This is a genomic window from Gottfriedia solisilvae, assembly GCF_002128405.1.
In the GTDB taxonomy this organism is placed as follows: Bacteria; Bacillota; Bacilli; order Bacillales; family Bacillaceae_G; genus Gottfriedia; species Gottfriedia solisilvae.
In genome coordinates this window covers 315,717-339,906 of record NZ_NETJ01000003.1, presented here as the reverse complement: position 1 = coordinate 339,906, position 24,190 = coordinate 315,717, and the positions used below count along the sequence as shown (strand labels likewise).

Sequence of the window (24,190 nt, the reverse complement as noted above, 5' to 3'; positions counted from 1 at the left end):
TTTTCTTTTCCCCCTAAAATGTAATTACAAGTCTGTTCCCATTAAAGCAACCAATATCGCCTTTTGAGCATGTAAACGATTTTCAGCTTCATCAAATACGACAGAATGCTTTCCATCAATTACTGAAGCCGTTACTTCTTCACCCCTATGGGCTGGAAGGCAATGCATAAATAAATAATCATTTTTTGCATTCTCCAAAAGTTGATCATTAACTTGATATGAACTAAAAATCTTCAGTCGCTTTTCTGTTTCTTCTTCTTGACCCATACTGGTCCAAACATCTGTAACAACAACATCTGCATCTTTTACGCCATCCACTGGATTATTCACTACCTCTATTAAACTTCCATTCGTTTTTGCCACATGCTTCATAGACTGCAAAACCACTTTATTCGGTTCATATCCAGGAGGACAGGAAATCGTCAAATGAATTCCTAATTTGGCTGAGCCTTCAATTAATGAATGACATACATTGTTATTACCATCTCCGATATAACTAATCTTCAAGCCTTTTAATCTACCTTTATGTTCTAAAATTGTTAATAAATCAGCCATAATTTGTGCCGGATGATGTAAATCTGTTAACCCATTGATTACCGGTATAGAAGCATGCTCAGCAAATTCTGCGACCATCTCATGAGAATATGCTCTAATCATCACACCATCAACATAGCGCGACATAACTTTAGCAGTATCATGCACACTTTCGCCTCTACCAATCTGTAAATCTTTACTGCTCATAAATATTGCATCTCCGCCTAATTGCTTCATTGCAATTTCAAATGACAATCGTGTTCTAGTAGAACTTTTTTCAAAAATCATCCCTAACACTTTATTTTTTAAATAAGGCATTAATTTTCCAGACTTTTGCATGTTTTTAAATTCTAATGCTTTCTCAATCAGGAATAATAATTCACTAGAAGAAAACTGACTGATTGTAAGAAAATCTTTATCCTTAAAATTAGACCAATCTACTGGACTATAATTATTTTTTGATATACTCCACGAAGACTTTTGTTTAAAGCTATTCTTTTTAACATGTGTTTCTGCTAAAGCCTTATTCATCTAACCATCTCCCCTTATTGGAATCTCACCTGATTTATATAATGTATAATTATACTTAACTATTAATAATTATACAATTTATTTTTTACCTATTTTTTCATTTTTTTCAAAAGGATTCTTTCGAATAAATTAAAAAACCTTTTAAAACAAAGGATTCATACAGTAATCACACGATTTCAAAAGCATATTTTACAAATAAAAAAAGATGGGTTGGTAAACACTTTTTGTGTTCCAACCCATCCAAATTAATATTTATTCATTTATTAAGAAAAGACTTGAGCATCCACAGCATTTTTTCAATTTCAGCGATTTTACCTAAAAATAAGTCTGCTGTCTCTTCATCATTACTTTCTTCAGCTACAGAAATAACATCTCTAGATTCTTGTACTATTTTTTCATAATCTTTAATTAAGTCTGCAACCATTTCTTCTGCTGAAAATGTATGATTACCTTCTTTGATTGTCGCTGTTTCTAAATATTCACGAATCGTAGCAATAGGCTTTGCACCAATCGTTAATATTCGTTCACCCAATTCGTCTACCATGACCTTTGCTTCGTCATAATACAATTCAAATTTTTCATGTAAAGTAAAAAAGTTTGGGCCTTTAACGTACCAATGATAATTATGTAGTTTCACGTAAAGTACATTCCAGTTAGCAAGTTGCTGATTTAATAGTCCTTCTAGATTTGCCAATCCATTCACACTCCAATGCAGTTTGATATTCAAATATTTGTTAAAATACATAGAAATTTTCCCCAATATGGCAATAGAATATTCCTATTTGGCCCAAGACTGATCAAGTGTTTTTCGGAATAGCTTATTTAAATGTTCTATATCCATTGTATTTGATTCATTAATACCCTTTACATAATTCTCAAAATATGTAAGCTTGTCTTCAATAAAATCATTTAATACTTTTTTTCTAGGTTCTAAATCTAGCTCTTCACCTTGTTTCTTACGCTCTAATAACGCCATTACTTCCGTTAAAAATAATTCATCCAACCCATCGATTTTTAATAATTCATCAAATAAAATCGGTGGAATTTCTTGAAATGTTTCAATCCACATACATGCTAGTAATGGACGTAATACATAAAAGTATTTCTTAATTTTCACTTCTTCATGCTGCAAATAATCTCGGTAATTTCCTCTTGCCATATGAAGATAATGGTAAATACATGCTTTCTTAGAAAGAATCTCATTTCCAATACTTCGTAAATCCTCTGAAAGTGTGAGTTGATCATAATAAACAATTGGCGATCTAAGCCACTCTAGTAATGCAGGATTTGACTTTGCAAATAATTGTAATGCTTTCCGAACGTCCCAACCACTAATATCAAGCATCTCATTTATCGGATACTCAATAACATCTCGCTTTTGATCAATACTTACATACCAATCCTTTTCATGTACATATACAAACCTAACATCAAAATCACTATCTTTGGAAGGAAATCCCCATGCTCTACTACCTGATTCAACAGCAAATAAAACCTTCACATTATGTTCAACTTCTATTTGTTTCAGTTTTTCTAATATTAATTTCTTCATCAGCTGGTCTCCTCCTAATATTCACAAAACTCAAATAATACATGCTATATTATTAGTAATATAATACGATTGGATGTGAGTTCACTTGGAAAACTATATTTATGTGTTAAAGCCAACCCGTTCAACCTTTTTACACGATTCAACCGAAGCAGAAAGAGGTATTGTTTCAGAGCATTTTTTATATCTCCAAAATTTAAACAATGAAAAAACAGTTTTATTAGCCGGTAGAACAGAACAAGCAGAATTTGGCATTGTCATTTTACATACAGAAAACAGAGAACAAGCTGAAGAAATCATGAATAACGACCCTGCAGTTAAATTAAAAGTAATGACAGCAGAATTATATCCATTTATGATTGCATTATCATAAAGAAAAAAAAGAGCCCTCATCTACTTGAAGGCTCTTTCATGTTCGTTTATTTATTTGAACAACTGATCCATTTTCTCGTTAAACTTCAAAATTAAAGATAATCTTTTCAAGCTCTTCAAAGCTTTGTGCATTCTTTGCAGATTCAGATTTTTGTTGATAGTAGGAAATATTGCTAAAGCGATGAAGTAATAAATATGTCAGTAATTCCTTTTGAAATCCATCGTTTAACTCTTCAGGTTTATAACCGTAGCTTTCTAAAAACATTCGATTTAAGCCTTTGTTCGGATAAAACATAAATGCGATTGGACCGAGTAAATCATATGTTGAATTACCTACAAAACAATCAGCAAAATCAATTAAACCAGTAAATTTCCACATACCATTTTCTTTATTCATGATTAAGTTAAACGGCGTATACTCACCTGTTAATAAGACAAGTTGATTTGAGCTCTTTAACGTTTCTAATTTGACATATTCAGACAGTTGATTTTGAAAATGTTCATTTAATTCATTCTGTTTATGATGTTTGGCTAAATTTTCATACTGCGCATTCATAAAATGATTCCAGGCAGTTTGTTCATTATTATCACTAGTAATAGTTGCTGAATGAACCTCTTTGATCAGTTCCCCTAAATCTTTAGCGATTTGTGCTTTTTCCTCAATAGATAAGATATCAAAAATATCAATTAATAAAGTACCTTTGAGTTCGGTCATGATGATGTAATTCCAACCCTCAAATTGTCCGGTTGAATGTATTTTTGGAATTTCTACAGAAAGTTGTTGTTGATTTAAATGTTCTAGTACTGCCTTTTCTTTTATAAATTCATCATTCACATATGCAGGGAATAGTTTAATGACTAGCTTTCCGTCGACACTAAAAACAATATTTCCACCATATGTAAATCGTGTTAGATTGTTATATTCTAATTTTTCATTACTTGCTATTTTTTTTATTTTACCTTCCCAATAACAATTCTTATCCTTCATGATTCGATATTTCTCTTTTGTAATTTTATTTAAATAAGTCATTTGATTCCCCTTTTAAAAAACATTAAGCAGATAAATTTTGGTCTATAACAGTCTTTCTTTTGATGTTTAAAACAAATAATGTCGCAATGATACAGAAAATACCCGCAGCAAAAAAGATTGATTGATATGCATTAAACCATGAATAAGCAAGGCCACCACCATATGCTGCCGCACCAGCACCTAATTGATGTGCCGAATAAATCCAGCCATAGATGACACCAACTTTATCCTTTCCAAAATGATCTGTCGCTAATTTAATGGTAGGTGGTACTGTAGCAATCCAGTCAAGACCATAAAATATTGCAAAAGCGGCTAAATAGAAGACAGAATTTGTAGATAAAGCAAACGGTAACACAAGTAAGGACAAGCCTCTTAAACCATAGTACCAAAATAGTAACCACCGATTGTCGAGTCGATCTGAGAAATAACCTGAAAGTGTTGTACCTATAATATTAAAAATCCCCATAAATGCTAATAAACTTGCCGCCGTAACTTCTTTATAACCATAGCCGATACAAAGTGAGATAAAATGTGTTCCAATTAATCCACTTGTTGAAAATCCACAGATAAAAAAGCTACCAGCTAGTAACCAAAATACTTTAGATTTCACGCCAAGTTTTAAACCATCAAATGCTGCTTTAATTGGGTTAACAGGATTGATGTTTAATTGGTTACGTACTTTTGCACCAAGCGGTAATACACCTACATCTGCAGGATCATTCTTCATAAAGATCCAAATACATAAATAGATAAATAGACCAAATACAAAAATTGTTAATATAGCACTTCTCCATGAAAAGTTTCCTACCACATATGCTAACAATGGTAAAAATATAAGTTGCCCCGCTGCTGAACTTGATGTTAAAAGTCCTAGAGCTAAACCACGTTTTTCTTCAAACCAAGTTGTTGCAACATATGTATTAAGTACTGTTAAAAACGCACCTGCACTCAAGCCAATTATTACACCCCATATGATATATAAATGCCAAATTTTGGTCATGAAAGTTGTTAACAATAAAGCTAATAATAATGTTCCCATTCCAATTAACAATACTTTTCGAACAGTAAATTTTTGAAATAGCCCTGCAACAAATGGACCTGAAAATCCTACAAGGGTAATACAGATGGCGAATGCACCAGATATAGACGCTCTACTCCAACCGAATTCTTCCTCGAAAGGAATCATCATCACACCTGACATGGTATTCGTTACTGCCGCTACAATTACAGATAAAAAAGTAACAATGAGAATGATCCACGCGTAATGAACTTTTTTTGTATTCAAAATCATTCCTCCTCTTCTTTCTAAACCTTAGCAGTACTCTCTAGTCGCAAAATCGTTCTTAACTCTTCGACTGTACCAACAACGTATCTAGCTTTAACCTCTTCTAATTCTTCCTTTGATCCGTAGCCATACGTTACACCGATTGATTCAATCCCGTTCAAATTTGCTCCAATAATGTCATGAGAGCGATCGCCCACCATTACAACTTCCCCATCTGAAAATTGCAAATACTTTTGATAAATCCATTCAATGATCTCTTTTTTATCGATTCTAGAACCATCAAGATTGCTTCCAACAATTTCAGTAAAATAATGATCTAATTGAAAAAACTTCAAAATTTCCTTCGCAAATACAGTCGGCTTGGAAGTCGCTACAAATAGCTTTTTTCCAGTTTCTTTTAATTCATGTAACAATTGAGGGATCCCACTATAAACTTTATTTTCAATCATACCATTTTCCGTAAAATACTCGCGATAAAAATGCACTGCTCTAGTTACATCCTCTTCATTCATCCCACATACTTCAGAAAATGAATGTTGTATAGGTGGCCCGATAAATGTTAAAAGCTCTAATTCTTGTATTTCCTGTTGCCCCATTTTTCGTAATGCATACTTGATTGAATTTATGATCCCTTCTTTTGGGTCTGTTAGTGTTCCATCTAAATCAAAAAGTATATATTCATAGTTTTTCATATCCTTTTCCTCCTTTAGCTTAAAAAAGTTCAAAAAGAAACGCTAGCAATTAGAGCTAACGCATAACATTTATTTATTAGGTTTCCATTCATCTTTTAACATACTGTATATCGCTAAATCATAAGAGCTTCCTCTTATTTGTTGAGCCTCACGTAGAATCCCTTCCTCTTTAAAACCGAGGCGTTGTGGGATTGCTCGACTCTTTTGATTCTCAACTGCTGCTCTAATGACAACGCGATTTAGATTTAATTCATCAAAACAATATGAAACTAAATACTCCACAACACGAGTCATAATCCCTTTACCTTGCATCGTATTGCTTAACCAATACCCTATTTCTGTTGCTTTATTTGTTTGATCAATATAATGTAATCCAACCATCCCAATTAATTCGTTTTGATAAAAGATACCTGTTTCAAAACCATTATTGTCAGCAAACTTCTGCAACCACATTGGTATAATTGTTTTTTGATATTCTTCTATGGATGGGATTGTTTCTGCCCATATCAACCATTCTTTTAATGCAGTTTGATTTTTTATAAGAGACTCTACAAGCGTTTCTGCATATTTTGGTGTTAATAAATTGATAGAAAGATTTGCATCAATTTGAATCTTAAACATTTGCGTTCCCCCTAGATTCTATAAATAATACTTTAAAAAGTCCTATACATTCCAACTGATTTTGGCGAAGTATAATTGAATCCAAATTTCTCATATAATTTATCAGCTGGTACATCAGCTATTAAGCTAACATAAGCACCTTTTGGGACCTGGGTTTCTAGAAAATTAGTTAGCTCAGTCATGATTCTTTTACCAAGTCCTTGACCTTGGTACACGGGATCTACAGCAATATCTACGATTTGATAAAAACAGCCACCGTCTCCAATGATTCTTCCCATGCCGATTAATGTAGATTGATTTCTAATCGTCACAGCATAAATTGAATTTCTTAATCCAATCTCAGAAGCTTTTATATCCTTTGGACTTAACCCCGCCAATACTCTCATAGCTACATATTCCTCTGCACTTGGAACTTCATTCATTACTTCATAATTAATTGACATTTTAATCACCTATTCTCTATATTGATTTTACTTAATTCTCGATGATCTTGCATAATTCCTCTTGTGTTTTTAAACATATTTCGCATCAATATTTTTGCTTATGAAACTTAATGTACTCAGCACAAAGTAAGGAAGAAAGATAAAGGTTCAATTCAAATGAATCATATTCATTTCTCTTTTCTTCATTCTTACCGTTTAATTCCTTGTTCTCTCAATCTATTTTACCAAAAGATAACCTCAAAAAACTTGCAAAGGATGCTAATTACATAGTATATTTTGCACAATGTTATAATGACTTTACTTGCTCTATTTAACAATGAAAATTAATTCTAGGAGTATACATGATGCAAAATTGGATTACTGAAACAATGGAATCTTTTGGATATTTGGGGATTTTTCTTTTAATTGCACTTGAAAATTTATTTCCTCCAATACCTTCTGAGGTCATTCTAACCTTTGGTGGTTTTATGACAACAACTTCAACTTTAACGAAAACAGGGGTTATTTTCTTTTCAACATTAGGCTCTGTATTTGGTGCAATATTACTTTTTGGTATTGGCACATTACTTGATGTACAAAAACTCGAAAAAATTGTGGGAAAATGGGGACATATTCTCCGATTAACAAAAAAAGATATTCATAAAGCTAATGAATGGTTTACAAAATATGGCGTATGGACTGTATTTTTCTGTAGACTGATTCCGCTCATTCGTAGTTTAATCTCAATTCCAGCGGGCATGTCACGTATGAATTTTTGGATCTTTTTACTGTTTACTACGCTTGGTTCACTAATATGGAACACAATTTTAGTAACTGTTGGAGCCTCAGTTGGCTCATCATGGGAAAAAATCGTATCGTATATGGATGTGTATTCAAATATCATCTATGCACTCTTAGCAGTAGGATTGGGTATATTGATATTTATCTTTATTAAGAAAAGAAGACGTTCTGCTTAACAAATAAAAAGACCAAATCTAACAACCATCGTTAGATTTGGTCTTTTTTTATTTCATTCTTAATATTCTCATTGAATTTAAAACTGCTAATACTGTTACACCTACATCAGAAATAACAGCTTCCCACATTGTTGCGATTCCAATGACACCTAATAATAAGAAAAAGCCTTTTACTGCAAGTGCAAACATAATATTTTGCCAAACGATTGTTCTAGTTCGCTTTGCAATTTTTATTGCGTCCACAATTTTAGATGGTTCATCTGACATTAATACAACATCTGCAGCCTCTATTGCTGCATCTGAGCCTAATCCACCCATTGCAATACCAACATCAGCTCTAGCTAATACTGGTGCATCATTAATACCATCACCAACAAATGCAATTTTTTCATTTTTTGCTTTCTTACTTTCCAGCTTTTCTAGTTGTTCTACTTTTTGATGTGGAAGTAATTCAGCATACATTTCATCAATACCAACCAAATTGCCTACTTTATTTGCAACCGACTTAGAATCTCCAGTAAGCATAATTGTTTTTAGAACACCAATTTGTTTAAGTCCTGATATTGCTTTCTTCGCATCTACCTTCAATTGATCCGATATAATGATTGAACCGATAAACTGATTGTTTTTAGCAAGGTAAATTGTTGTTCCTGCCTCTTTATTTGGAATATATAAAATATGATTACTTTCCATCAACTTTACATTCCCAGCAAGTATTTCATCAGTATGATAAGTAACCGAAATACCATGACCCGCTATTTCTTGATAATTTGATAGTTTCTCAGCTACAATTTCTTTTCCATATGCATTTCGAATGGACAGTGCTATAGGATGATTAGAAAAGAACTCTGCATAGGCTGCTATTTCAAGTAATTCTTCCTTAGATTTTCCGTTCGCTGGTAAGATTGAACTAACTTGAAATTGCCCTTTTGTTAAAGTTCCAGTTTTGTCAAATACAATATATTTCACATCATTTAATGCCTCTAAATAATTGCTTCCTTTTACTAATACACCTGCTTTTGAAGCTGCTCCAATTCCTCCGAAAAACCCTAACGGTATTGAAACAACTAACGCACATGGACATGAAATAACTAAAAAGATTAAAGCTTTATATACCCAATCATATAATGATTCACCTGAAAAGATAAACGGTGGAATAACTGCGATCATTGCCGCTGTAATAACGACAATTGGTGTATAAACCTTTGCAAATTTTGTGATAAAGTTTTCAGTTGGTGCTTTTTTGTTTGTCGCATTTTGAACTAACTCTAAGATTTTTGAAACAGTAGATTCCTTAAATTCTTTTGTCACTTCAATTTCTAAAACACCTTGCAAATTAATAAATCCACTTAAGACTTCATCACCTTCAGCTACTTCTCTTGGTAGTGACTCACCCGTTAATGCAGAAGTATCGACATTCGTAGAGCCTGAACGAACAAGACCATCTAATGGAATTCTTTCCCCTGGTTTTACTACAATCGTATCTCCTATTTTTACTTCTTCTGGAGATACTTTTCTTGTGTGGTGACCAACCTTTACATTTGCATAATCTGGTCGAATATCCATTAATTTTGAAATTGATTTACGAGATCGATTAACAGCTATACTTTGGAAAAGCTCACCTAATTGATAGAACAACATAACGGCAACTGCTTCTGGATATTCTCCAATAATAAAAGCACCAATAGTCGCAACACCCATTAAGAAATTCTCATCAAAAACCTGCCCCTTAAAAATATTTCGAATGGCTTTAATGACAACATCTACACCAGCAATAAAATAAGCAGCTACAAAAAGTACGATCGTGAATAGGTCAGGTAGGTTTAGTAATTGAGCAAGAAGTAGAAGTGCCCCACCAACACAAAGCTTCATGATCAATTTTTTCGTTTCAGGATTCATCGTTGATTTTTCATTCTTAGTAGCTTTTGATTCAACTTCTTCTTTTGTTAACGGATTTATATGCGGTTCTAAATTTCGAATTTTATTTTTCGCTTCATTTACCACTACATCCTGTTGCTCCACACTTGAAGTAATTGTCATCGTTAATGTTGCAAAATTGACTGAAACAGCATCTACACCCTTGATTGTGGAAACGCCTTTCTCTATTTTCATTGCACAATTTGCACAATCTAAACCTTCTAATTTTAATTCACTATTTGTTTGTTTTTGCCCCGTACTCAATACCTCCAACCCCTCTCCAAAGCAAAAACTTTTATTTAATCCTCTAAAATATGTTCAAGTGCTTGATTGAAAATCTCTGTTACATGGCTATCTGCTAAAGAATAATAAACTACTTTTCCTTCTTTACGATTTTTTACTAAATGCGCTTGTTTTAATACACGTAATTGATGTGAAATAGAAGATTGCGTCATGTCTAGCAAATAAGCTAAATCACAAACACACATTTCAGACTGACTAAGTGCATGTAAAATTCTTGTTCTAGTTTTATCACCTAAAACTTTAAATAAATCAGCCACACCAGTTAGTACTTCTATATTTAACATCTTCTCTTTTACAGTCAGTATCGTATCCTCATGCATAACAGTTTGAGGACAACTTTCATCACAAATCTCATCCTTCTTTTTCTTTTCCTCGATCATTTCTATTCCTCCTATGAATACATGAGCAATCATTCATATGTTTTCTATACATTTATTATATGAGCATCCGTTCATATATGTCAAAAAAATTTTTAGAAAATTTCAGAAAAAATAATTTGGAGGCTTAAGACTTTAGCCCCTACTCCAATGAAAGCGAGCAACCTGGAGCGAAACACACAAACACTCCTCTTAAAACAGGGTTCTGTTAATATTAATTGTTGATTTTAGGTAAGAATAGAGAATAGTCAGTTCGAGAGTACTTGGAATGGAAGGTGCGAAGACTCCTATGGGAGATGCGGGAAACTTGAGACCCCGGAGGCTTGCCGAGGAGGCTCAAGTCACGCCCCATGGAAAGCGAAGTACCTGGAATGGAAATCAACACTCTTTTTTAACAGAGCCTAAAACAAAAAAAGTGACCTTATGTTTTCACATAAAAGTCACTATTTCTTTTTTAAGAAGGCATCGGCGTATCAGTTGGTTTCGCATAACCGTCTTTATATTTATCATCTATATACTTTCGAATTTCTAAATTCGTTTTACCTTTTTGTTTTAATGTTGCTGATTCTAATGCAATTTCCAAACAGTTAACACAAGTTGTCGCATGACTATCCCATACAACTGAACCATCAGCTTTTACCTCATTAATAAAACAATCTAAATTACTTTTATGTCCAACACTTTCTCCACACCCACAATAGCATGGAATATTTTTTAATAAATCAATGTTTTGTGCGGCAAGCAGATAGATTTGTTGCATCTGCTGCTCTTTAACTGCTAAAAAACTAGGCAATGTTTCCTTATTCTTCGTTTGCTCACGAATATCACTCATTTGACTATGCTCTTCATGACTCTCGTGACCTTTATGACTTGTTTCATTATTAACTTCTGTTTTATGACTACTGCAACCTGCTAAAAGAAGCGAAATAGATAAAGCTGAAAAAACATTTACTATTACTTTTCGATTCATTTCTTTCCTCCAATAATAATTATCTAACTTGATTGTATTGTTTATTGGAAAGAAAGACAAATGCTTGATCAAAATTTTACTTAATTAGTAATTACGGTCTCGATCAACGAAATCCTTATCGTCTGCATACATAATATATTCAAATAAATCATCCTCAACTATGTAGTCATTACCATTTACAGACTCTTCCGGAAATACTTCTTTTCCATTCTTATCATATGTTGTCATCGAGATAGACAAGGTAGACGGATAACCATGTTCTTGTAAAAAGAATAAATTTTGTTTCGTTCCTGCTTCAGCTTCAAGTTTTTGGATTTTACTCCATTTACTAGGATATTTAAAAAATCCGTAAGTTTTTTTATGAAGACTGATTCTCTGCTCCAGAAATATCTCGGGTGCGTAATATACATTTCCATTAGACATCATATAATTTCTTTCTCTAATAAGTCGAAACTTCATTTCATTCACTTGATCAACAGGATTATAATTCCAAAACATGACATATGAAGACGGATCGTTAGGCTTTATTTTCCATAAACGTGGTGTTCCAGCTTTATCAATGATATTAACTATCTTCCATTTATGATGTTGCCATTTCCAAAAACTAACCCCATAACCATTTTCTTTAGAAATATAAGGCACAAATACATGTTTTTGATCAATAAATATAATATCTTGAATCTCTTTCGCATACTCACCTTCATATGTATTACTTATGATTTTCTTTAACCTTGTTTCAGAATAAAATACCGTTGGCTTTGAAAGATAAAACCAATAGATGACTATGAATGCAATTAAAAGTAATGATAAACCAAAAATTATTTTTTTATTTTTTAACATGATTATTTCCTCCTTTAACAGGTGAAATAATGTTTGTATCACTTCTAAAGTAATAATGTTTATATTTAGTTGTAATGAATATTCCTTTTCCATCCTTCTCAATATAAATAATGGTTTTTAAATTACTGCCGAACTTTGGTTTTGTACCAACCAAAATATATGGAAACCTTTCAATAGGTTTCATTTTTGTTTCATATTGGAAAGTACCTGCATACCATTTTTCATCCTTGAATAATTCATTAATTTTAAAAGTATCTACTGATTGAAATAATTTCGAGTTTTCCAATTCCACGTCACTAACTTTAGGAATTGTCCGTATAATCTTAGGTTGTTTTATTTCAGATATAAAAGTTTTAAGTTCGTCTTTCGGGTAAATGAGAAGATCTATTGGATAAATTAAAAAACTAGTAAATATAAAAATAAACTTTATATAAAAACCTGCCCAGGCAAAACTACGGTACTTTTCCCAGCCAATCTTTCCAAATCTTTTTTTACAAATCCAGTATAATAACCATACACCGATTGGTAAGATTGGAATTTGAATAAATGAATGAAAGATATTTAAATTAATCGAAAACAGAATACCACCTATAAAAGCAATCAAAATCACTTTCCATAATGTTATTTTGTCTTTTTTTCGTTTATATAGCGAATAGATAATAAGTCCAAATATTAAATAGTTTAATAGACTGACCACGATGGAAGGAACATGCTGGAAAAAATCATACTGATATTGTACGTTCATAGTTTTCTCCTATTCATTTGACCATAGTTTATCAATTAATTACTTATTGTCTTTCTGATATGTTCTGACGAAATCACCTATTTCCTCGTCAAACTCTTCATTGATTAATTCAAATCCATTATTCTCTATTATTTTTACTGAAAAATGATTTCTAGTTTCTACATTTGCGATCACTGTATCGATATTTCTTTCTTCAAAACAGTAGATTAATAGTCGTTTTGTTAACTCCGAACCATAACCATATCCCCAGTGTTCTTCTTGCAATCTATAGCCGATTTCACACTTTTTTTCTTCATTTTTAATCACGGCACATGTACCAATAAACTCTTTGCTCTTAGTAAGGCAAACAGCTAATACTAAGAAATCAATTTGATTTTCATCGTATGAAGTTACTATTTTATTTAATTCTTTTTCAGTTTCTTCTAAAGATTTCGGACGATTTGTTATATATTTCATTACATTTGGATTTGATTGTAGCTTATGTAATTGTTCTAAATCCTCCAAGTTAAGCATGCGTATACTTAGTCGTTCTGATTGTAAAATCATAAAAAACGCCCCCGTCGTTTGATTTAACTATCATTTATTATACTTTTAACATATACAAGTTTTCTTTTTAACGCCCAATTTCCCCTTTAATTCAACCTTTTCAATATAGTCTGTTGCTATTGGTACTTTACACGCAGTATTTCCAACATCGACATGAACCTTCCCAATACTCTTTCCAACTAACATAGCTTCTACATTTAAACTAGGAACGAAGCTACCTACTGCTATAACAAAGGCATTCATTGTATAGCGAACTCGATTTTTCGAATTATGTATATTTTTTTCAATATATTTTAACAGTTCTCTTACTTCAACTTTGTCAATATTCTCATCAGGCGCGATTGATAAATAATGAGAATATGTACTCCAACCACAATCCTCAATTAATTCTTCTTCTGATTTCATCCATTTTCGTGCAAGTTCCAAAGCATATGAGCTTTCTGCAGCCACAGCCCCAACAGTACTTTCAGCAATCATATACCAATAAGCACCTTCTGCCCATTTTTGTAGTTGATCTTTTGTCATTAGTTTTGGATTAATTGATAATCCTGCTAAATACATTGCATCAGAATTACCAGTATCATATAGAGATAGTGCAAGTTCTTGATCTTTTTTCACGTATTTTACTATTTTTTTTAAATCACCAATTTTCACACCATAAAATGGTTCTCTTGCACCATGCCTAACAAACGTATTTTTTGTTTGCTCTGTACCCATCTCTTTTAATGATTTCATTATCTCATCTAAGTTCATGCAGTACCCTCCTGCCTATTTAATCATTATATGTTTGTCCCGTATCATCGTTGTCTAAAATGTATCGTATCATACATCTCTTTGAAAGGAAGTACGTAATGAAATATATTGCTTCGACTATGCTTATTTTTCTCTTAATTTTATCCTCATGTTCTATTCATTCTATGGAAACTATCTCCAAGAGAACTGAAATCGGTAATAGCCAAGAATGGACTTATACAGGTTCAACTGGTCCTAATAACTGGGGAAATCTGAAAGAAGAATACGCCATGTGCTCAAAAGGCAAAGAGCAATCGCCAATTAATATAGTATCAAGAACGCAAAAATCACTCCCCCTAGGGATAAACTATCATTCTGGAAAATTTAAAATAGAAATTAAAAAAACGACAATTAAATTAATTCCAGAAAATAATACAAATACGATAAATATTCAAGGAACAAATTACGAACTTAAGCAACTTCATTTCCATACACCATCAGAACATTTAATAAATGGGCATCAATCTGATATGGAAATTCATTTTGTTCATGAAGATCGAAATCATTCTTACGCAGTAATTGGCATTTTTGTAGACAAAGGTACACAAAATAAAGTGTTTCAGAAAATAGTAAACACACTAAAAGAAGATAAAAGTTTAAAAGAAACAATTTCATTAAATATTCAATCATTCATTCCAGTTAATAGTAAAAAAATATCTTATAACGGCTCTTTAACTACTCCACCATGTACGGAAGGATTAAAATGGATTGTATTTGAAAAACCAATTCAATTTTCAAATCAACAAATTGCATTTTATCGAAAATATTCTTACCCAACTAACCGACCTGTCCAGCCTTTAAATAACCGGACATTGTTTGAATCATGGTAAATAAAAAGAGTTAACCTATATAGGTTAACTCTTTTTGTTTTACCATTCTGCTTTTTCATCTCTATGAATGACTTCTAATTTACCAGTATGAGGATCAATAACTAAACCATGAACTTCAATATTGTCAGGAATTAATGGATGGTTTTTGATGATAGAAACGCTATGTCCTACACTCTCATATACATCTGTAAATCCAGATAACCATTTATCTAAATCTATTCCAGATGAATTTAAAATATCTAAATTTTCCTCTTTAATACCTGATTCAATCATTCTTTTCTTTATTCTCGTTGGATCCGTATTACCCATACCGCACTCATGATGACCAATGACTAATACTTCTTTTGCACCTAGTTCATAAATTGATACTAAAATACTTCTCATAACAGATCCAAATGGATGGCTGATTACAGCACCCGCCGTCTTAATCATTTTCACATCACCATTTCTTAGATCAAGGGCCTTTGGTAATAACTCAACTAAGCGAGTATCCATGCAAGTTACAACAACAACTTCTTTATCTGGAAACTTACCTGATAAATATGGTTCATACTCCTTATTTTCTACAAATCTTTTGTTAAATTCTAGTATTTTATTTAACATTTGTTTCCCTCCAAATTAACTTAAGAGAATTTATTTATATTACTATTTTGAAGGAAAAGTGAAAAAGATACAACTAATCCGCTTTGCTTCAATAGTATTATCCTATTATACAAATTAAATTTATACATTTAAACCATTCAATAATTAATTTTCTTTAATCCGAAACCTTATTTTTTGAATCTTTAAAAATATAATGTACACTATATTTAGTCTTAATTAGGAGGGAATATGAATGAAAACTTCGCAATTTATCACATTACATAATGGCGTAAAAATGCCTCAATTAGGTTTTGGTGTTTGGAGAGTTTCTCCTGAAGATGGTGTAGATGCAGTTCGAACAGCAATTGAAGTTGGCTATCGACATATCGATACAGCTGCTGTCTACAAAAATGAAGAGCAAGTAGGAGAGGCAATACGTCAATCAGGTATTGCTAGAGAAGAACTATTTATTACAACGAAAGTTTGGAATGCCGATCAAGGTTTTGATACAACATTAAAAGCATATGAAGATAGCCTAAAAAAGCTGGGACTAGACTATGTAGATTTATATTTAGTTCATTGGCCGGTTAAGGATAAATATTTAGAAACGTATAAAGCACTTGAAAAACTATATGATGAGAAATTAGTACCAGCGATTGGTGTTTCAAATTTCCATATACATCATTTGGAAGATATAGCAGCACATCGAAATATTAAACCAATGGTTGACCAAGTTGAACTTCACCCTATGCTACAACAAAATGAACTACGTGACTATTGTTTAAAAAACGGGATTGCTATTGAAGCTTGGAGTCCATTAATGCAAGGAGGCGAAGCACTAACGAATCCAGTTATTAGTGAACTAGCCGAAAAGCACGGTAAAACACCTGCTCAAGTCGTTCTTCGTTGGCATTTACAACGAGACGTTATTGCAATACCTAAATCAATCACTCCTTCTCGTATTCAAGAAAACTTTGACGTTTTTAACTTTGAACTGTCATCTGATGATATGAATTCTATTGCATCACTTAACGCAAGTAAGCGTGTAGGACCAGACCCAGATAATTTTGATTTTTAAATTATAAGTTGTTGGCATTATATAAATTAAAAAAAGCACTGCATTACGCAGTGCTTTTTTCATTTTTATAACATTTGATTTGCGATCTTGACTATATCTTTTTTGTGCTGTTCAGACGAAATATTCTTGTTGATGTAACTAACTGTATAATTGATTCCTTCTTTTTCAAAGAACAATGTATTTCCGATAAGTTTAGCAACAACATCTTTTGCTAATTGAACATCTTCCGTCGTACCGATATGCTCCGCCTGGAAATTTTCTACACCGATTAGCAAGATAATCTCCTCTGATTGATCTTTAGCTGTTGTCATAAAACTAACTCTTACATTTTTCCCATCTTGATGAAAATCCTCAATTGACGTAATTTTAAGAGGGACTGCATCAAACGGAAGATCCTTTGGAATTTTCACCTTAAACGGAAGTGCATCTAATCCTTCTTCTAATTAGTTCGCGTTATATCTGACTGGAAGAGATTTTAATTGTTCTTCTGTATGATTTCCCGTTGGTTCAACTTTTTTAATTGGGATGTATCTAACAAATCGTTTTGAACATTTTTACAACCAAATAGTAAGACAATCAAAAGCATTTGAACTAACCAAATTTTTTTCATCTCATCACGTCCTACTGAATGATTTTTACGTGTGTTTTACTAGAGTGGATATTTAAATATTTATGCTAAATAAATCTCTATACGTTCCTTTCCTCCCCCGATGTTATTTCTTTTCAGCCTGATCCTCCCTATTTCACCTGTTGATTTTATATGGGTTCCGCCACATGCAACCTTTCCAAATCCTTCTATTTCCCAGTATCTTCGTTGTTTTTCTTTGTCACTAAAGTCACTCTTAATTGGTTTATTTGCATCTATTAAATTATGTGCTTTTGTTTCTAATAATGAAAAAGTTTCGGTGATATTTCCATTCCAATAAAAATCAATTCTTGCTTTGTCACTTGTAATATTAGCTCCAATTTTTTCGGGCTGATCATAGTTTTGATACATCATTTCAAGTATAATTTCAGCTGCAAAATGAAGCTTCATAATCTTATATCTTTTTTCCCAATCAATTTCTACGATTACTTCTTGCCCTTTATATAAATTATGATTCTCGGGTAGTGTATATAAAATCTCTAGTGCTTCTTTTTTTGCGTCGATTAGTTCAAAGCCTCCAATTTTACCAGAATCTGATTGCTGACCTCCAGAAAATGCATAAATAATTGTTTGGTCTAATGTAATCGTTTGTCCTACAACGCTTGTAACAATTGCAGTAGTATATGATAAATAGGGATCTTCCCAGAATAGTTTTTTTACAGTCATTTGAATTCTCCTTTATCACTTCATTTAAAAGAACTTCTTTGTTTGACTATTCCATGTAACCTATCATATTTCCTTTATCAAACTAATAAACACAAGATATACTTAGTGAAGAACTTACTTATGAAGGAGAAAATATGTTTCTTTCAATTGATTATTTAATAAATGGAAACCCTAGGCAACAAAAGGCTTATCATACTTTATCACGACTTAATATCATGGAAGATTTAAGAGAATTTAATCCCATACTTTGTGGAACAATACCGATTGGAATTGATATAAAGGATTCAGATTTAGATATTATTATAGAAGTACGAGATTTTCAGTATTTCGAAAACATGATTAGAAATTTATATGGTCTAAAATATAACTTTAAAATATCACATTCAATTATCAGAGATATTCCTGTCATAACAGTTAACTTCAATTTTGAAGAATTTGAAATTGAAATATTTGGTCAAGCAACACCAGTTCAAAAACAAAATGCATATATTCATATGGTCATTGAGCATTTGATTATGGAGCAGTTTCCAAATATAAGAAGCGAAGTAATTCATCTTAAAGAACAGGGATATAAAACCGAGCCTGCTTTTTGTAAAATTTTAGGTTTAGAAGGTGATCCGTATGATTCTTTAATTGAGTATGGTAAAAAGATGTTTAATGTAAAATAAGAAGGCATAACTAAAATAACCACACCTCTTTTAATAATTTTCTCATAAATAACTTTTCAGTAACTGTCTAATATTTTTCATTTAAAAAAACTCTCTATCAATTATAAAATTGATAGAGAGTTCCCTAAATTAAATAGAAGTCAATTCCGAGCTTTTCAGTAACTCAATTCTTACTTTTGATAAGCCCTCTTTTTCATCAATATATGTAGTAAGTTTCCAGTTTGAAGCTAAAGTGTTTTTAACAGTTTCTACAGCTTCTTTTGAAAGAATGATACCTTCAATTGCAGTTCCTTTGTCATCATAATCCTTTTCTACTTCGATTCCATATTTAAGTCTTAATAAGGTCATTAATGACCCTTTTGTTAAAAACTTGATGTGGTAACCTTCATTAAGTATTCTTTGGAAATCATCTTCACTTTGTTTAAATAGATTTACTAACGCCTCCCAATCTGGCATACCTTTACCAAATTGGTTAAGAAATTCATAATTTTCTTCCTTTAGTTTGTTAATTAATTGGCTATTTTCAACACCTTCACTACGAAGTCTTTCGATCATAATTGCGTAATTAATTGCGATTCTTACTTGGCTCATATAATCTTCTCCTCTCAAATTTAAAGAATTTTCATTTTATTCAACTGTACCATAAACAGTATGTAGAAACTATGTATATGTATTACTATATTTACACATAAAAAAAGACTTGTTCGTAAACAAGTCTTATTCGAAACGATATACAGCAAGTGTAATTATAGCAGTTGTCCCTTCGCCATATTCACTTGTAATTTCCAGACCTCCACCATAGTCATCAATTAGGTTTTTAGCTATTGAAAGTCCTAATCCATTCCCACCGTTTGCTCTGCTTCTTGCTTTATCTGCTCTATAAAATCGATCGAAAATATGTTTTAGATCTTCTTCAGAAATACCAATCCCATTATCTGTAACACGGATTTGAACGTGTTGATCACTTTGATTTACTAGGATGTTGATTCTCGTTTCATCCTTACTATATTTCACAGCATTATCGAATAAAATAATTAAGACTTGCATTAAATGTTCTCGAGTAATATTTGCTTGATCAATATTGTCATTTTCTTGAACATAATCAATCTTCATATCCTCATGTAACAATCGATAGTTATTTATTATCTCATGAACAACCTCTAAGACATTACATGGTTCAAATTTTACAATCTCTTCATTACCTTTTTCAAGTTTAGATAACTGTAAAAGTTCATTCGTTAAGATAATCATTCGATTTGTTTCATTAATACACGTATTCAAGGAATCTTCTAGAACTTTTTCATCCTTTTTACCCCAACGATTAACAAGAGATAAGTGACCGTGAATAATTGCCAAAGGCGTTCTCAACTCATGCGAAGCATCTTCTACAAATCGTTTTTGTCTTGTAATTGATGCTTCTAACTCGTCCATCATTTTATTAAAGATTAAACCTAATTCTGACAATTCGTCATTAATTTCACCAACAAAGACTCGCTCTTTTAGTTGGTTATTTTTAATTTTCAACATTGTATGATTTAAATTTTTAATTGGCTTTAATAATTTTTTAGATAAGAACCAACCGCTTATTATACTTAAAATCAGTGAAAAGATCGTACCAAAAATTAGAATAAAGAAGGATTCCTTCACAAACTTTGAAAAGATTTCAACGTTTATTGCTACTTCTAATATTCCATGAAACTTTCCATAATGCAGTGCTTTACTTGCAATCAATATCTCTTGATTGTGCAATCTATATTGTCTAAATTGACCAACACTATTTTTATCAATATCTATTTTTGGCATTTTTTGTGAAACGGTATAAATCACTTTTCCGTTAGTATCTAATAATCGGATCATTTCATTATTTTGAATGATTTTTTCGAAATAATGTCTAGTATCCATAATGAAGGTTTCATTTGATTGTTTTTTATTATATTCTTCGTCCATATAAGCTACAGTTTCAGTTAATCGTTTTTCAATTCTGTGGTGTTGTTGATTGATAATTGAAACCTGTATTAGGAATAGTTGAATAATATTACATAATGTAAAAATGAAAACCATAAGCAAAACGATTGTAATCGTTATTTTCCATCTAATAGAAAGCTTATTGAACAAACTGAATTTCACCTCTACATTCTCATTACATACCCTGTACCTCTTACAGTGTGTATATACGTATTGTTCTTATCATCTAGTTTTGTTCTTAAATAACTAATATAAACATCTACAACATTTGTTTCAATTGTTGAGCCATAACCCCATACTGTTTCTAGTAAAATTTCTCTAGTTAAAACTCTGTTTACATTACTCATTAACAGATATAGTAAATCAAACTCTTTTTTCGTTAAATCAATAATTGCATCTTCTTTTTTTACAACTCTTGCAGCAGAATCTAAAGATAAATCTTTAAATTTTAAACAATGTATTTTTGTTGAACGATCAATTCTTCTAAAAATTGCACGCATATGAGCAAGAAGTTCTTCAATGACAAATGGTTTTGAAATATAATCGTCAGCTCCACTATCAAGACCAGAAATACGATCAAATACACTATCACGTGCAGTAATCATTATGATTGGTGTATCTTTGTGAGCTCGTATTCTTCTACAAACTTCTATTCCACTTAAATTTGGAAGCATCAAATCAAGTAAAATTAAATCATACTCATTCTCTATTGCTTGGTTTAATCCTTCTCTTCCATCATTTGAAATATGAACTTCATTTCCCTCATACTCCAATTCTAATCTAATAAAATTCGCTAACTCTTTTTCATCTTCTATAATTAATATTTTTTTCATTTATTTTATCCCTCATTTTTTTTATAATAACACTTATAAAATCATTCTTTGTCTTTAATAAGCATATCTGTAAAAAATGAAAACGAACTTATATATTTTTTAAAATTTCATTAGAAATTCATTAGAAATTTTTAATGTAACTGAACAATCTAGTTTATGTAACAATTTACATTCTACTCATTTTATCATTATTTCATAATGATAATAGATTCCATATATGATGATTTCTTTAAAATAAACAAAAAAAGACTTTAGCATGTAGCTAAAGTCTTTCTATTATCTTTCAAAATTTGCAAACTCAACTGGGATATTTAGTTCATTTTCTGCAGTACCATCTTTAGCACTCGCAACATAAATCGTTAATACACCATTTGGGCTTGATGGTTGGTTATGACTTATCTTTATTTTAAAGTTACCCCAATCTGGAGCCCCTTTATCTGCCATAACACTTCCTTCAGCTAATACGTTATGCCCATCTTCCAAACGATACTTAAACATCGCTTCAAATACACTCGCTGTTCCTTCTACTTCAAAAACATTATTTACCGTTTCTTCTCTAACGATTGAAGTAACTTTAAAAACTTCATTTTCAGCTAAGATTTGATCCTCAACTGCTGGTTTCTTATCCTTATCTTCCACCGTTACCTTCCCATCCTTTTTACCATTGTCATTTGTTTGACAACCTGATATACAAAGAATGCTTACAATTGCCAAACTAATAAACAAATGTTTTTTCATTGCGTAGCCCCCCTAAGTATCTTATTAAAAACTAATTAAAATTGTTCTATGACTTATTCTTTATTTTTGATAGGTTTCTTTGATTTGTAACATATGCCATTTTTGTTTCCAATTTTTCTGAAGTAATCGTGCTTCAAATATTTCAATTGCCCCTCTACTATTTAAGAAATGTGGTGAAGGTTTTATGATTCCATTAATGGCATCATCTACTCCACATGGCGCTGTTAAAATAATCTCATCCATCTCATTTAACTTTACGCCAAGTGCTGTTGCAGTTTCTGGAAACTTTGATATAGCATCAACACATGATTGATAAGGTTTAATATTATTTTTCAAATGCATTCTTGCTTCATTTTTAACCGACCAAGGAATATCCATTCTTAAGTCCTTTAATATTTCTTCATATTTCTTTTCAATTGATTCATCTAAATTTGCTGGATCAAAATAAATAACATCAATATCTTCAAGTCTTGTTCTTTCTTCAAATCCGTGTAAATTGTCCCAAATTTTAGATCGCACAAAACCTGCACAAATCCACCAGTCAGGTAGTTGTAACGTTTTTGCAGTATTTAAAATGTCCATCATCCACACGTCTTCTTTAATTAACTTCATAATATCTTCTTCGGTTTTACAATCCATTCTAAACTCCTTTTTAACATGTCAAACTTCATTCTTTTTATAATTGATAGGAAGCACATAAAGTTCAAAGTGATTTGTCTTAAAGAGCAAAACACTTTGAACTTAAAATAGAATATCGGAAAGTTGAATAACAATTGGTATAGTGACACTACTAATGATTGTAGAAGAAATCACTGTTTGTGCCGCAAAACTAGCGTGTGGTCCTTTAAAGGATAATAATGCACTATTTCTCGAGCTTGGAAAAGCACTTCCAATAAATAACGCTTTTGCAATAATACCCTCAAATCCAAAGATTAGTATGATTCCATATGCTAATAATGGAGCACCAATTAATCTTAGAAAATTGCTAAGTCCTAAATTAGCCCAATCAATATCATTACCAGATTCCGCTAATTGAGCACCTAAAGTTATTAATGCAAATGGTGCAAAAGCAGCTGTAATCGGATCAAAAACTGAAACAATCCCATCAGACAATTCCACGTGAGATAACTGGAGGATAAACCCTAACACCACACTATATAAGATTGGAAGTTTTAACATTTTTATGATTGCTTCCTTCATCTTTACAGTTGCTTCTGCATTATAAATTCCAACAGTAAATGTCATGATATTTTGAAACAGGACGATTAAGACTCCAATACTCATTGCAAATGGATCATTTTTAAATACTAAAGCATTAACTGGCAGGCCTAGATTGCCGGAATTATTTAATGCAATACTATTGGCAAACGCCCCTCTCATACTTGGCTCAATGCCTCTTATTCTACAAGCTATTAATGAAACAAAAGACATTAAGGCGTACTGTATTATCAAAAATAGCAGAATGCTACCTGCTACTTCACCAGATAAAGGACTACTATACATTTTCATAAAAACAGCAACAGGTAAAAATAAATAGACTAATAGAGTCGTTAATGTGCTTAAGTGCAATTTGAATATTTTGTTAAATGTATACCCTAATATGACATAAAAAAATAATGGTACCATGACTTCTAATAATAGATGAATAAACACTTTTTACGCCTTCTCTCATTTACTTCAT

29 protein-coding genes are annotated in these 24,190 nt (G+C 31.7%); 5 read left to right on the top strand and 24 right to left on the bottom strand.

Annotation, left to right across the window (positions count from 1 at the left end):
* Positions 1-24: 24 nt before the first annotated feature.
* The 3 genes from argF to CAB05_RS10945 form a co-directional block, all read right to left on the bottom strand.
* The gene (gene argF / locus CAB05_RS10955; RefSeq protein WP_087999874.1) at positions 25-1,065 is read right to left on the bottom strand and encodes an ornithine carbamoyltransferase; all 1,041 of its coding nucleotides are present in this window, start codon (positions 1,063-1,065) and stop codon (positions 25-27) included.
* Between the two features lie 256 nt (positions 1,066-1,321).
* Positions 1,322-1,768, bottom strand: a complete 447-nt coding sequence (locus tag CAB05_RS10950) for a Dps family protein (protein WP_235821457.1) — start codon at positions 1,766-1,768, stop codon at positions 1,322-1,324.
* Between the two features lie 75 nt (positions 1,769-1,843).
* Positions 1,844-2,617, bottom strand: coding sequence for a nucleotidyltransferase domain-containing protein (locus CAB05_RS10945; RefSeq protein WP_087999872.1), 774 nt, complete (start codon positions 2,615-2,617; stop codon positions 1,844-1,846).
* Positions 2,618-2,702: 85 nt separating this feature from the next.
* Between CAB05_RS10945 and CAB05_RS10940 the strand changes: the two genes are divergently transcribed.
* Positions 2,703-2,987, top strand: coding sequence for a YciI family protein (locus CAB05_RS10940; RefSeq protein ID WP_087999871.1), 285 nt, complete (start codon positions 2,703-2,705; stop codon positions 2,985-2,987).
* A 78-nt stretch (positions 2,988-3,065) separates the two neighbouring features.
* Here the strand turns inward: CAB05_RS10940 and CAB05_RS10935 are convergent, their stop codons facing one another.
* The 5 genes from CAB05_RS10935 to CAB05_RS10915 form a co-directional block, all read right to left on the bottom strand.
* Entirely contained in the window at positions 3,066-4,016 is a 951-nt protein-coding gene (locus tag CAB05_RS10935) for an aminoglycoside phosphotransferase family protein (protein ID WP_087999870.1), read from the bottom strand.
* Between the two features lie 22 nt (positions 4,017-4,038).
* Positions 4,039-5,307, bottom strand: a complete 1,269-nt coding sequence (locus tag CAB05_RS10930) for an MFS transporter (protein ID WP_087999869.1) — start codon at positions 5,305-5,307, stop codon at positions 4,039-4,041.
* A 14-nt stretch (positions 5,308-5,321) separates the two neighbouring features.
* Positions 5,322-5,993, bottom strand: a complete 672-nt coding sequence (locus tag CAB05_RS10925; RefSeq protein ID WP_087999868.1) for an HAD family hydrolase — start codon at positions 5,991-5,993, stop codon at positions 5,322-5,324.
* Between the two features lie 69 nt (positions 5,994-6,062).
* Complete coding sequence (locus tag CAB05_RS10920; protein ID WP_087999867.1) at positions 6,063-6,614, bottom strand: GNAT family N-acetyltransferase; 552 nt, start codon at positions 6,612-6,614, stop codon at positions 6,063-6,065.
* A 32-nt stretch (positions 6,615-6,646) separates the two neighbouring features.
* Positions 6,647-7,057: a GNAT family N-acetyltransferase gene (locus CAB05_RS10915; RefSeq protein WP_087999866.1), complete on the bottom strand. Its 411-nt coding sequence runs from the start codon at positions 7,055-7,057 to the stop codon at positions 6,647-6,649.
* Positions 7,058-7,401: 344 nt separating this feature from the next.
* Between CAB05_RS10915 and CAB05_RS10910 the strand changes: the two genes are divergently transcribed.
* A complete protein-coding gene (locus tag CAB05_RS10910) occupies positions 7,402-8,013 on the top strand; it encodes a DedA family protein (protein WP_087999865.1) in 612 nt (203 codons plus the stop codon).
* Positions 8,014-8,061: 48 nt separating this feature from the next.
* Here CAB05_RS10910 and CAB05_RS10905 read toward each other — a convergent pair whose 3' ends face one another.
* The 7 genes from CAB05_RS10905 to CAB05_RS10870 all read right to left on the bottom strand — a co-directional run bounded on the left by CAB05_RS10905 (position 8,062) and on the right by CAB05_RS10870 (position 14,464).
* A complete protein-coding gene (locus CAB05_RS10905) occupies positions 8,062-10,194 on the bottom strand; it encodes a heavy metal translocating P-type ATPase (RefSeq protein WP_268876397.1) in 2,133 nt (710 codons plus the stop codon).
* 35 nt (positions 10,195-10,229) lie between these two features.
* Positions 10,230-10,613, bottom strand: a complete 384-nt coding sequence (locus tag CAB05_RS10900) for an ArsR/SmtB family transcription factor (protein WP_087999864.1) — start codon at positions 10,611-10,613, stop codon at positions 10,230-10,232.
* A gap of 451 nt (positions 10,614-11,064) precedes the next feature.
* Entirely contained in the window at positions 11,065-11,580 is a 516-nt protein-coding gene (locus tag CAB05_RS10890) for a PCYCGC motif-containing (lipo)protein (protein ID WP_087999862.1), read from the bottom strand.
* 84 nt (positions 11,581-11,664) lie between these two features.
* A complete protein-coding gene (locus tag CAB05_RS10885; RefSeq protein WP_087999861.1) occupies positions 11,665-12,420 on the bottom strand; it encodes a hypothetical protein in 756 nt (251 codons plus the stop codon).
* Positions 12,407-13,165 (bottom strand): hypothetical protein, encoded by a 759-nt coding sequence (locus tag CAB05_RS10880; RefSeq protein WP_087999860.1) that lies wholly within the window; start codon positions 13,163-13,165, stop codon positions 12,407-12,409. Before CAB05_RS10880 ends, CAB05_RS10885 begins: the two co-directional genes overlap by 14 nt.
* A 39-nt stretch (positions 13,166-13,204) precedes the next feature.
* Entirely contained in the window at positions 13,205-13,711 is a 507-nt protein-coding gene (locus CAB05_RS10875) for a GNAT family N-acetyltransferase (protein ID WP_087999859.1), read from the bottom strand.
* A gap of 45 nt (positions 13,712-13,756) precedes the next feature.
* Entirely contained in the window at positions 13,757-14,464 is a 708-nt protein-coding gene (locus CAB05_RS10870) for a DNA alkylation repair protein (RefSeq protein WP_087999858.1), read from the bottom strand.
* A gap of 164 nt (positions 14,465-14,628) precedes the next feature.
* Here CAB05_RS10870 and CAB05_RS10865 point away from each other — a divergent pair, with 164 nt between their 5' ends.
* On the top strand, positions 14,629-15,333 hold the full coding sequence (locus CAB05_RS10865; protein ID WP_217348563.1) for a carbonic anhydrase: 705 nt from the start codon (positions 14,629-14,631) through the stop codon (positions 15,331-15,333).
* 39 nt (positions 15,334-15,372) lie between these two features.
* Here CAB05_RS10865 and CAB05_RS10860 read toward each other — a convergent pair whose 3' ends face one another.
* Entirely contained in the window at positions 15,373-15,936 is a 564-nt protein-coding gene (locus CAB05_RS10860; RefSeq protein ID WP_087999856.1) for a beta-class carbonic anhydrase, read from the bottom strand.
* Between the two features lie 232 nt (positions 15,937-16,168).
* On the opposite strand from CAB05_RS10860, the gene CAB05_RS10855 reads away from it, so the two are divergent.
* On the top strand, positions 16,169-16,993 hold the full coding sequence (locus tag CAB05_RS10855) for an aldo/keto reductase (protein ID WP_087999855.1): 825 nt from the start codon (positions 16,169-16,171) through the stop codon (positions 16,991-16,993).
* A gap of 65 nt (positions 16,994-17,058) precedes the next feature.
* Here CAB05_RS10855 and CAB05_RS10850 read toward each other — a convergent pair whose 3' ends face one another.
* Complete coding sequence (locus CAB05_RS10850; protein ID WP_087999854.1) at positions 17,059-17,403, bottom strand: hypothetical protein; 345 nt, start codon at positions 17,401-17,403, stop codon at positions 17,059-17,061.
* Between the two features lie 260 nt (positions 17,404-17,663).
* Positions 17,664-18,305 carry an alanyl-tRNA editing protein gene (locus CAB05_RS10845; RefSeq protein ID WP_087999853.1) on the bottom strand — a complete coding sequence of 214 codons (642 nt, stop codon included), beginning with the start codon at positions 18,303-18,305 and terminating at the stop codon, positions 17,664-17,666.
* A 134-nt stretch (positions 18,306-18,439) separates the two neighbouring features.
* On the opposite strand from CAB05_RS10845, the gene CAB05_RS10840 reads away from it, so the two are divergent.
* Positions 18,440-18,973 carry a DUF4269 domain-containing protein gene (locus tag CAB05_RS10840; RefSeq protein WP_087999852.1) on the top strand — a complete coding sequence of 178 codons (534 nt, stop codon included), beginning with the start codon at positions 18,440-18,442 and terminating at the stop codon, positions 18,971-18,973.
* A 129-nt stretch (positions 18,974-19,102) separates the two neighbouring features.
* Here the strand turns inward: CAB05_RS10840 and CAB05_RS10835 are convergent, their stop codons facing one another.
* The 6 genes from CAB05_RS10835 to CAB05_RS10810 all read right to left on the bottom strand — a co-directional run bounded on the left by CAB05_RS10835 (position 19,103) and on the right by CAB05_RS10810 (position 24,162).
* Positions 19,103-19,564, bottom strand: a complete 462-nt coding sequence (locus CAB05_RS10835; protein ID WP_087999851.1) for a hypothetical protein — start codon at positions 19,562-19,564, stop codon at positions 19,103-19,105.
* Positions 19,565-19,690: 126 nt separating this feature from the next.
* Positions 19,691-21,088: a HAMP domain-containing sensor histidine kinase gene (locus tag CAB05_RS10830; RefSeq protein WP_087999850.1), complete on the bottom strand. Its 1,398-nt coding sequence runs from the start codon at positions 21,086-21,088 to the stop codon at positions 19,691-19,693.
* Between the two features lie 14 nt (positions 21,089-21,102).
* Positions 21,103-21,771 carry a response regulator transcription factor gene (locus tag CAB05_RS10825; RefSeq protein ID WP_087999849.1) on the bottom strand — a complete coding sequence of 223 codons (669 nt, stop codon included), beginning with the start codon at positions 21,769-21,771 and terminating at the stop codon, positions 21,103-21,105.
* A gap of 276 nt (positions 21,772-22,047) precedes the next feature.
* On the bottom strand, positions 22,048-22,509 hold the full coding sequence (locus CAB05_RS10820; protein ID WP_087999848.1) for a Gmad2 immunoglobulin-like domain-containing protein: 462 nt from the start codon (positions 22,507-22,509) through the stop codon (positions 22,048-22,050).
* Positions 22,510-22,569: 60 nt separating this feature from the next.
* Positions 22,570-23,148: a nucleotidyltransferase family protein gene (locus tag CAB05_RS10815; protein WP_087999847.1), complete on the bottom strand. Its 579-nt coding sequence runs from the start codon at positions 23,146-23,148 to the stop codon at positions 22,570-22,572.
* Between the two features lie 102 nt (positions 23,149-23,250).
* A complete protein-coding gene (locus tag CAB05_RS10810; protein ID WP_087999846.1) occupies positions 23,251-24,162 on the bottom strand; it encodes an AEC family transporter in 912 nt (303 codons plus the stop codon).
* Positions 24,163-24,190 lie beyond the last annotated feature (28 nt).

Bases quoted from the DNA above. Each gene is read 5' to 3' on its own strand.
- CAB05_RS10875 (WP_087999859.1), bottom strand. From the start codon at position 13,711: ATGATTTTACAATCAGAACGACTAAGTATACGCATGCTTAACTTGGAG.
- CAB05_RS10835 (WP_087999851.1), bottom strand. From the start codon at position 19,564: ATGAGCCAAGTAAGAATCGCAATTAATTACGCAATTATGATCGAAAGA.
- CAB05_RS10865 (WP_217348563.1), top strand. From the start codon at position 14,629: ATGGAAACTATCTCCAAGAGAACTGAAATCGGTAATAGCCAAGAATGG.
- CAB05_RS10825 (WP_087999849.1), bottom strand. From the start codon at position 21,771: ATGAAAAAAATATTAATTATAGAAGATGAAAAAGAGTTAGCGAATTTT.
- CAB05_RS10855 (WP_087999855.1), top strand. From the start codon at position 16,169: ATGAAAACTTCGCAATTTATCACATTACATAATGGCGTAAAAATGCCT.
- CAB05_RS10945 (WP_087999872.1), bottom strand. From the start codon at position 2,617: ATGAAGAAATTAATATTAGAAAAACTGAAACAAATAGAAGTTGAACAT.
- CAB05_RS10815 (WP_087999847.1), bottom strand. From the start codon at position 23,148: ATGGATTGTAAAACCGAAGAAGATATTATGAAGTTAATTAAAGAAGAC.
- CAB05_RS10840 (WP_087999852.1), top strand. From the start codon at position 18,440: ATGTTTCTTTCAATTGATTATTTAATAAATGGAAACCCTAGGCAACAA.
- CAB05_RS10845 (WP_087999853.1), bottom strand. From the start codon at position 18,305: ATGACTGTAAAAAAACTATTCTGGGAAGATCCCTATTTATCATATACT.
- CAB05_RS10925 (WP_087999868.1), bottom strand. From the start codon at position 5,993: ATGAAAAACTATGAATATATACTTTTTGATTTAGATGGAACACTAACA.
- CAB05_RS10860 (WP_087999856.1), bottom strand. From the start codon at position 15,936: ATGTTAAATAAAATACTAGAATTTAACAAAAGATTTGTAGAAAATAAG.
- CAB05_RS10890 (WP_087999862.1), bottom strand. From the start codon at position 11,580: ATGAATCGAAAAGTAATAGTAAATGTTTTTTCAGCTTTATCTATTTCG.
- CAB05_RS10870 (WP_087999858.1), bottom strand. From the start codon at position 14,464: ATGAACTTAGATGAGATAATGAAATCATTAAAAGAGATGGGTACAGAG.
- CAB05_RS10920 (WP_087999867.1), bottom strand. From the start codon at position 6,614: ATGTTTAAGATTCAAATTGATGCAAATCTTTCTATCAATTTATTAACA.
- CAB05_RS10880 (WP_087999860.1), bottom strand. From the start codon at position 13,165: ATGAACGTACAATATCAGTATGATTTTTTCCAGCATGTTCCTTCCATC.
- CAB05_RS10935 (WP_087999870.1), bottom strand. From the start codon at position 4,016: ATGACTTATTTAAATAAAATTACAAAAGAGAAATATCGAATCATGAAG.
- CAB05_RS10820 (WP_087999848.1), bottom strand. From the start codon at position 22,509: ATGAAAAAACATTTGTTTATTAGTTTGGCAATTGTAAGCATTCTTTGT.
- CAB05_RS10915 (WP_087999866.1), bottom strand. From the start codon at position 7,057: ATGTCAATTAATTATGAAGTAATGAATGAAGTTCCAAGTGCAGAGGAA.
- CAB05_RS10900 (WP_087999864.1), bottom strand. From the start codon at position 10,613: ATGATCGAGGAAAAGAAAAAGAAGGATGAGATTTGTGATGAAAGTTGT.
- CAB05_RS10930 (WP_087999869.1), bottom strand. From the start codon at position 5,307: ATGATTTTGAATACAAAAAAAGTTCATTACGCGTGGATCATTCTCATT.
- argF (WP_087999874.1), bottom strand. From the start codon at position 1,065: ATGAATAAGGCTTTAGCAGAAACACATGTTAAAAAGAATAGCTTTAAA.
- CAB05_RS10910 (WP_087999865.1), top strand. From the start codon at position 7,402: ATGCAAAATTGGATTACTGAAACAATGGAATCTTTTGGATATTTGGGG.
- CAB05_RS10885 (WP_087999861.1), bottom strand. From the start codon at position 12,420: ATGTTAAAAAATAAAAAAATAATTTTTGGTTTATCATTACTTTTAATT.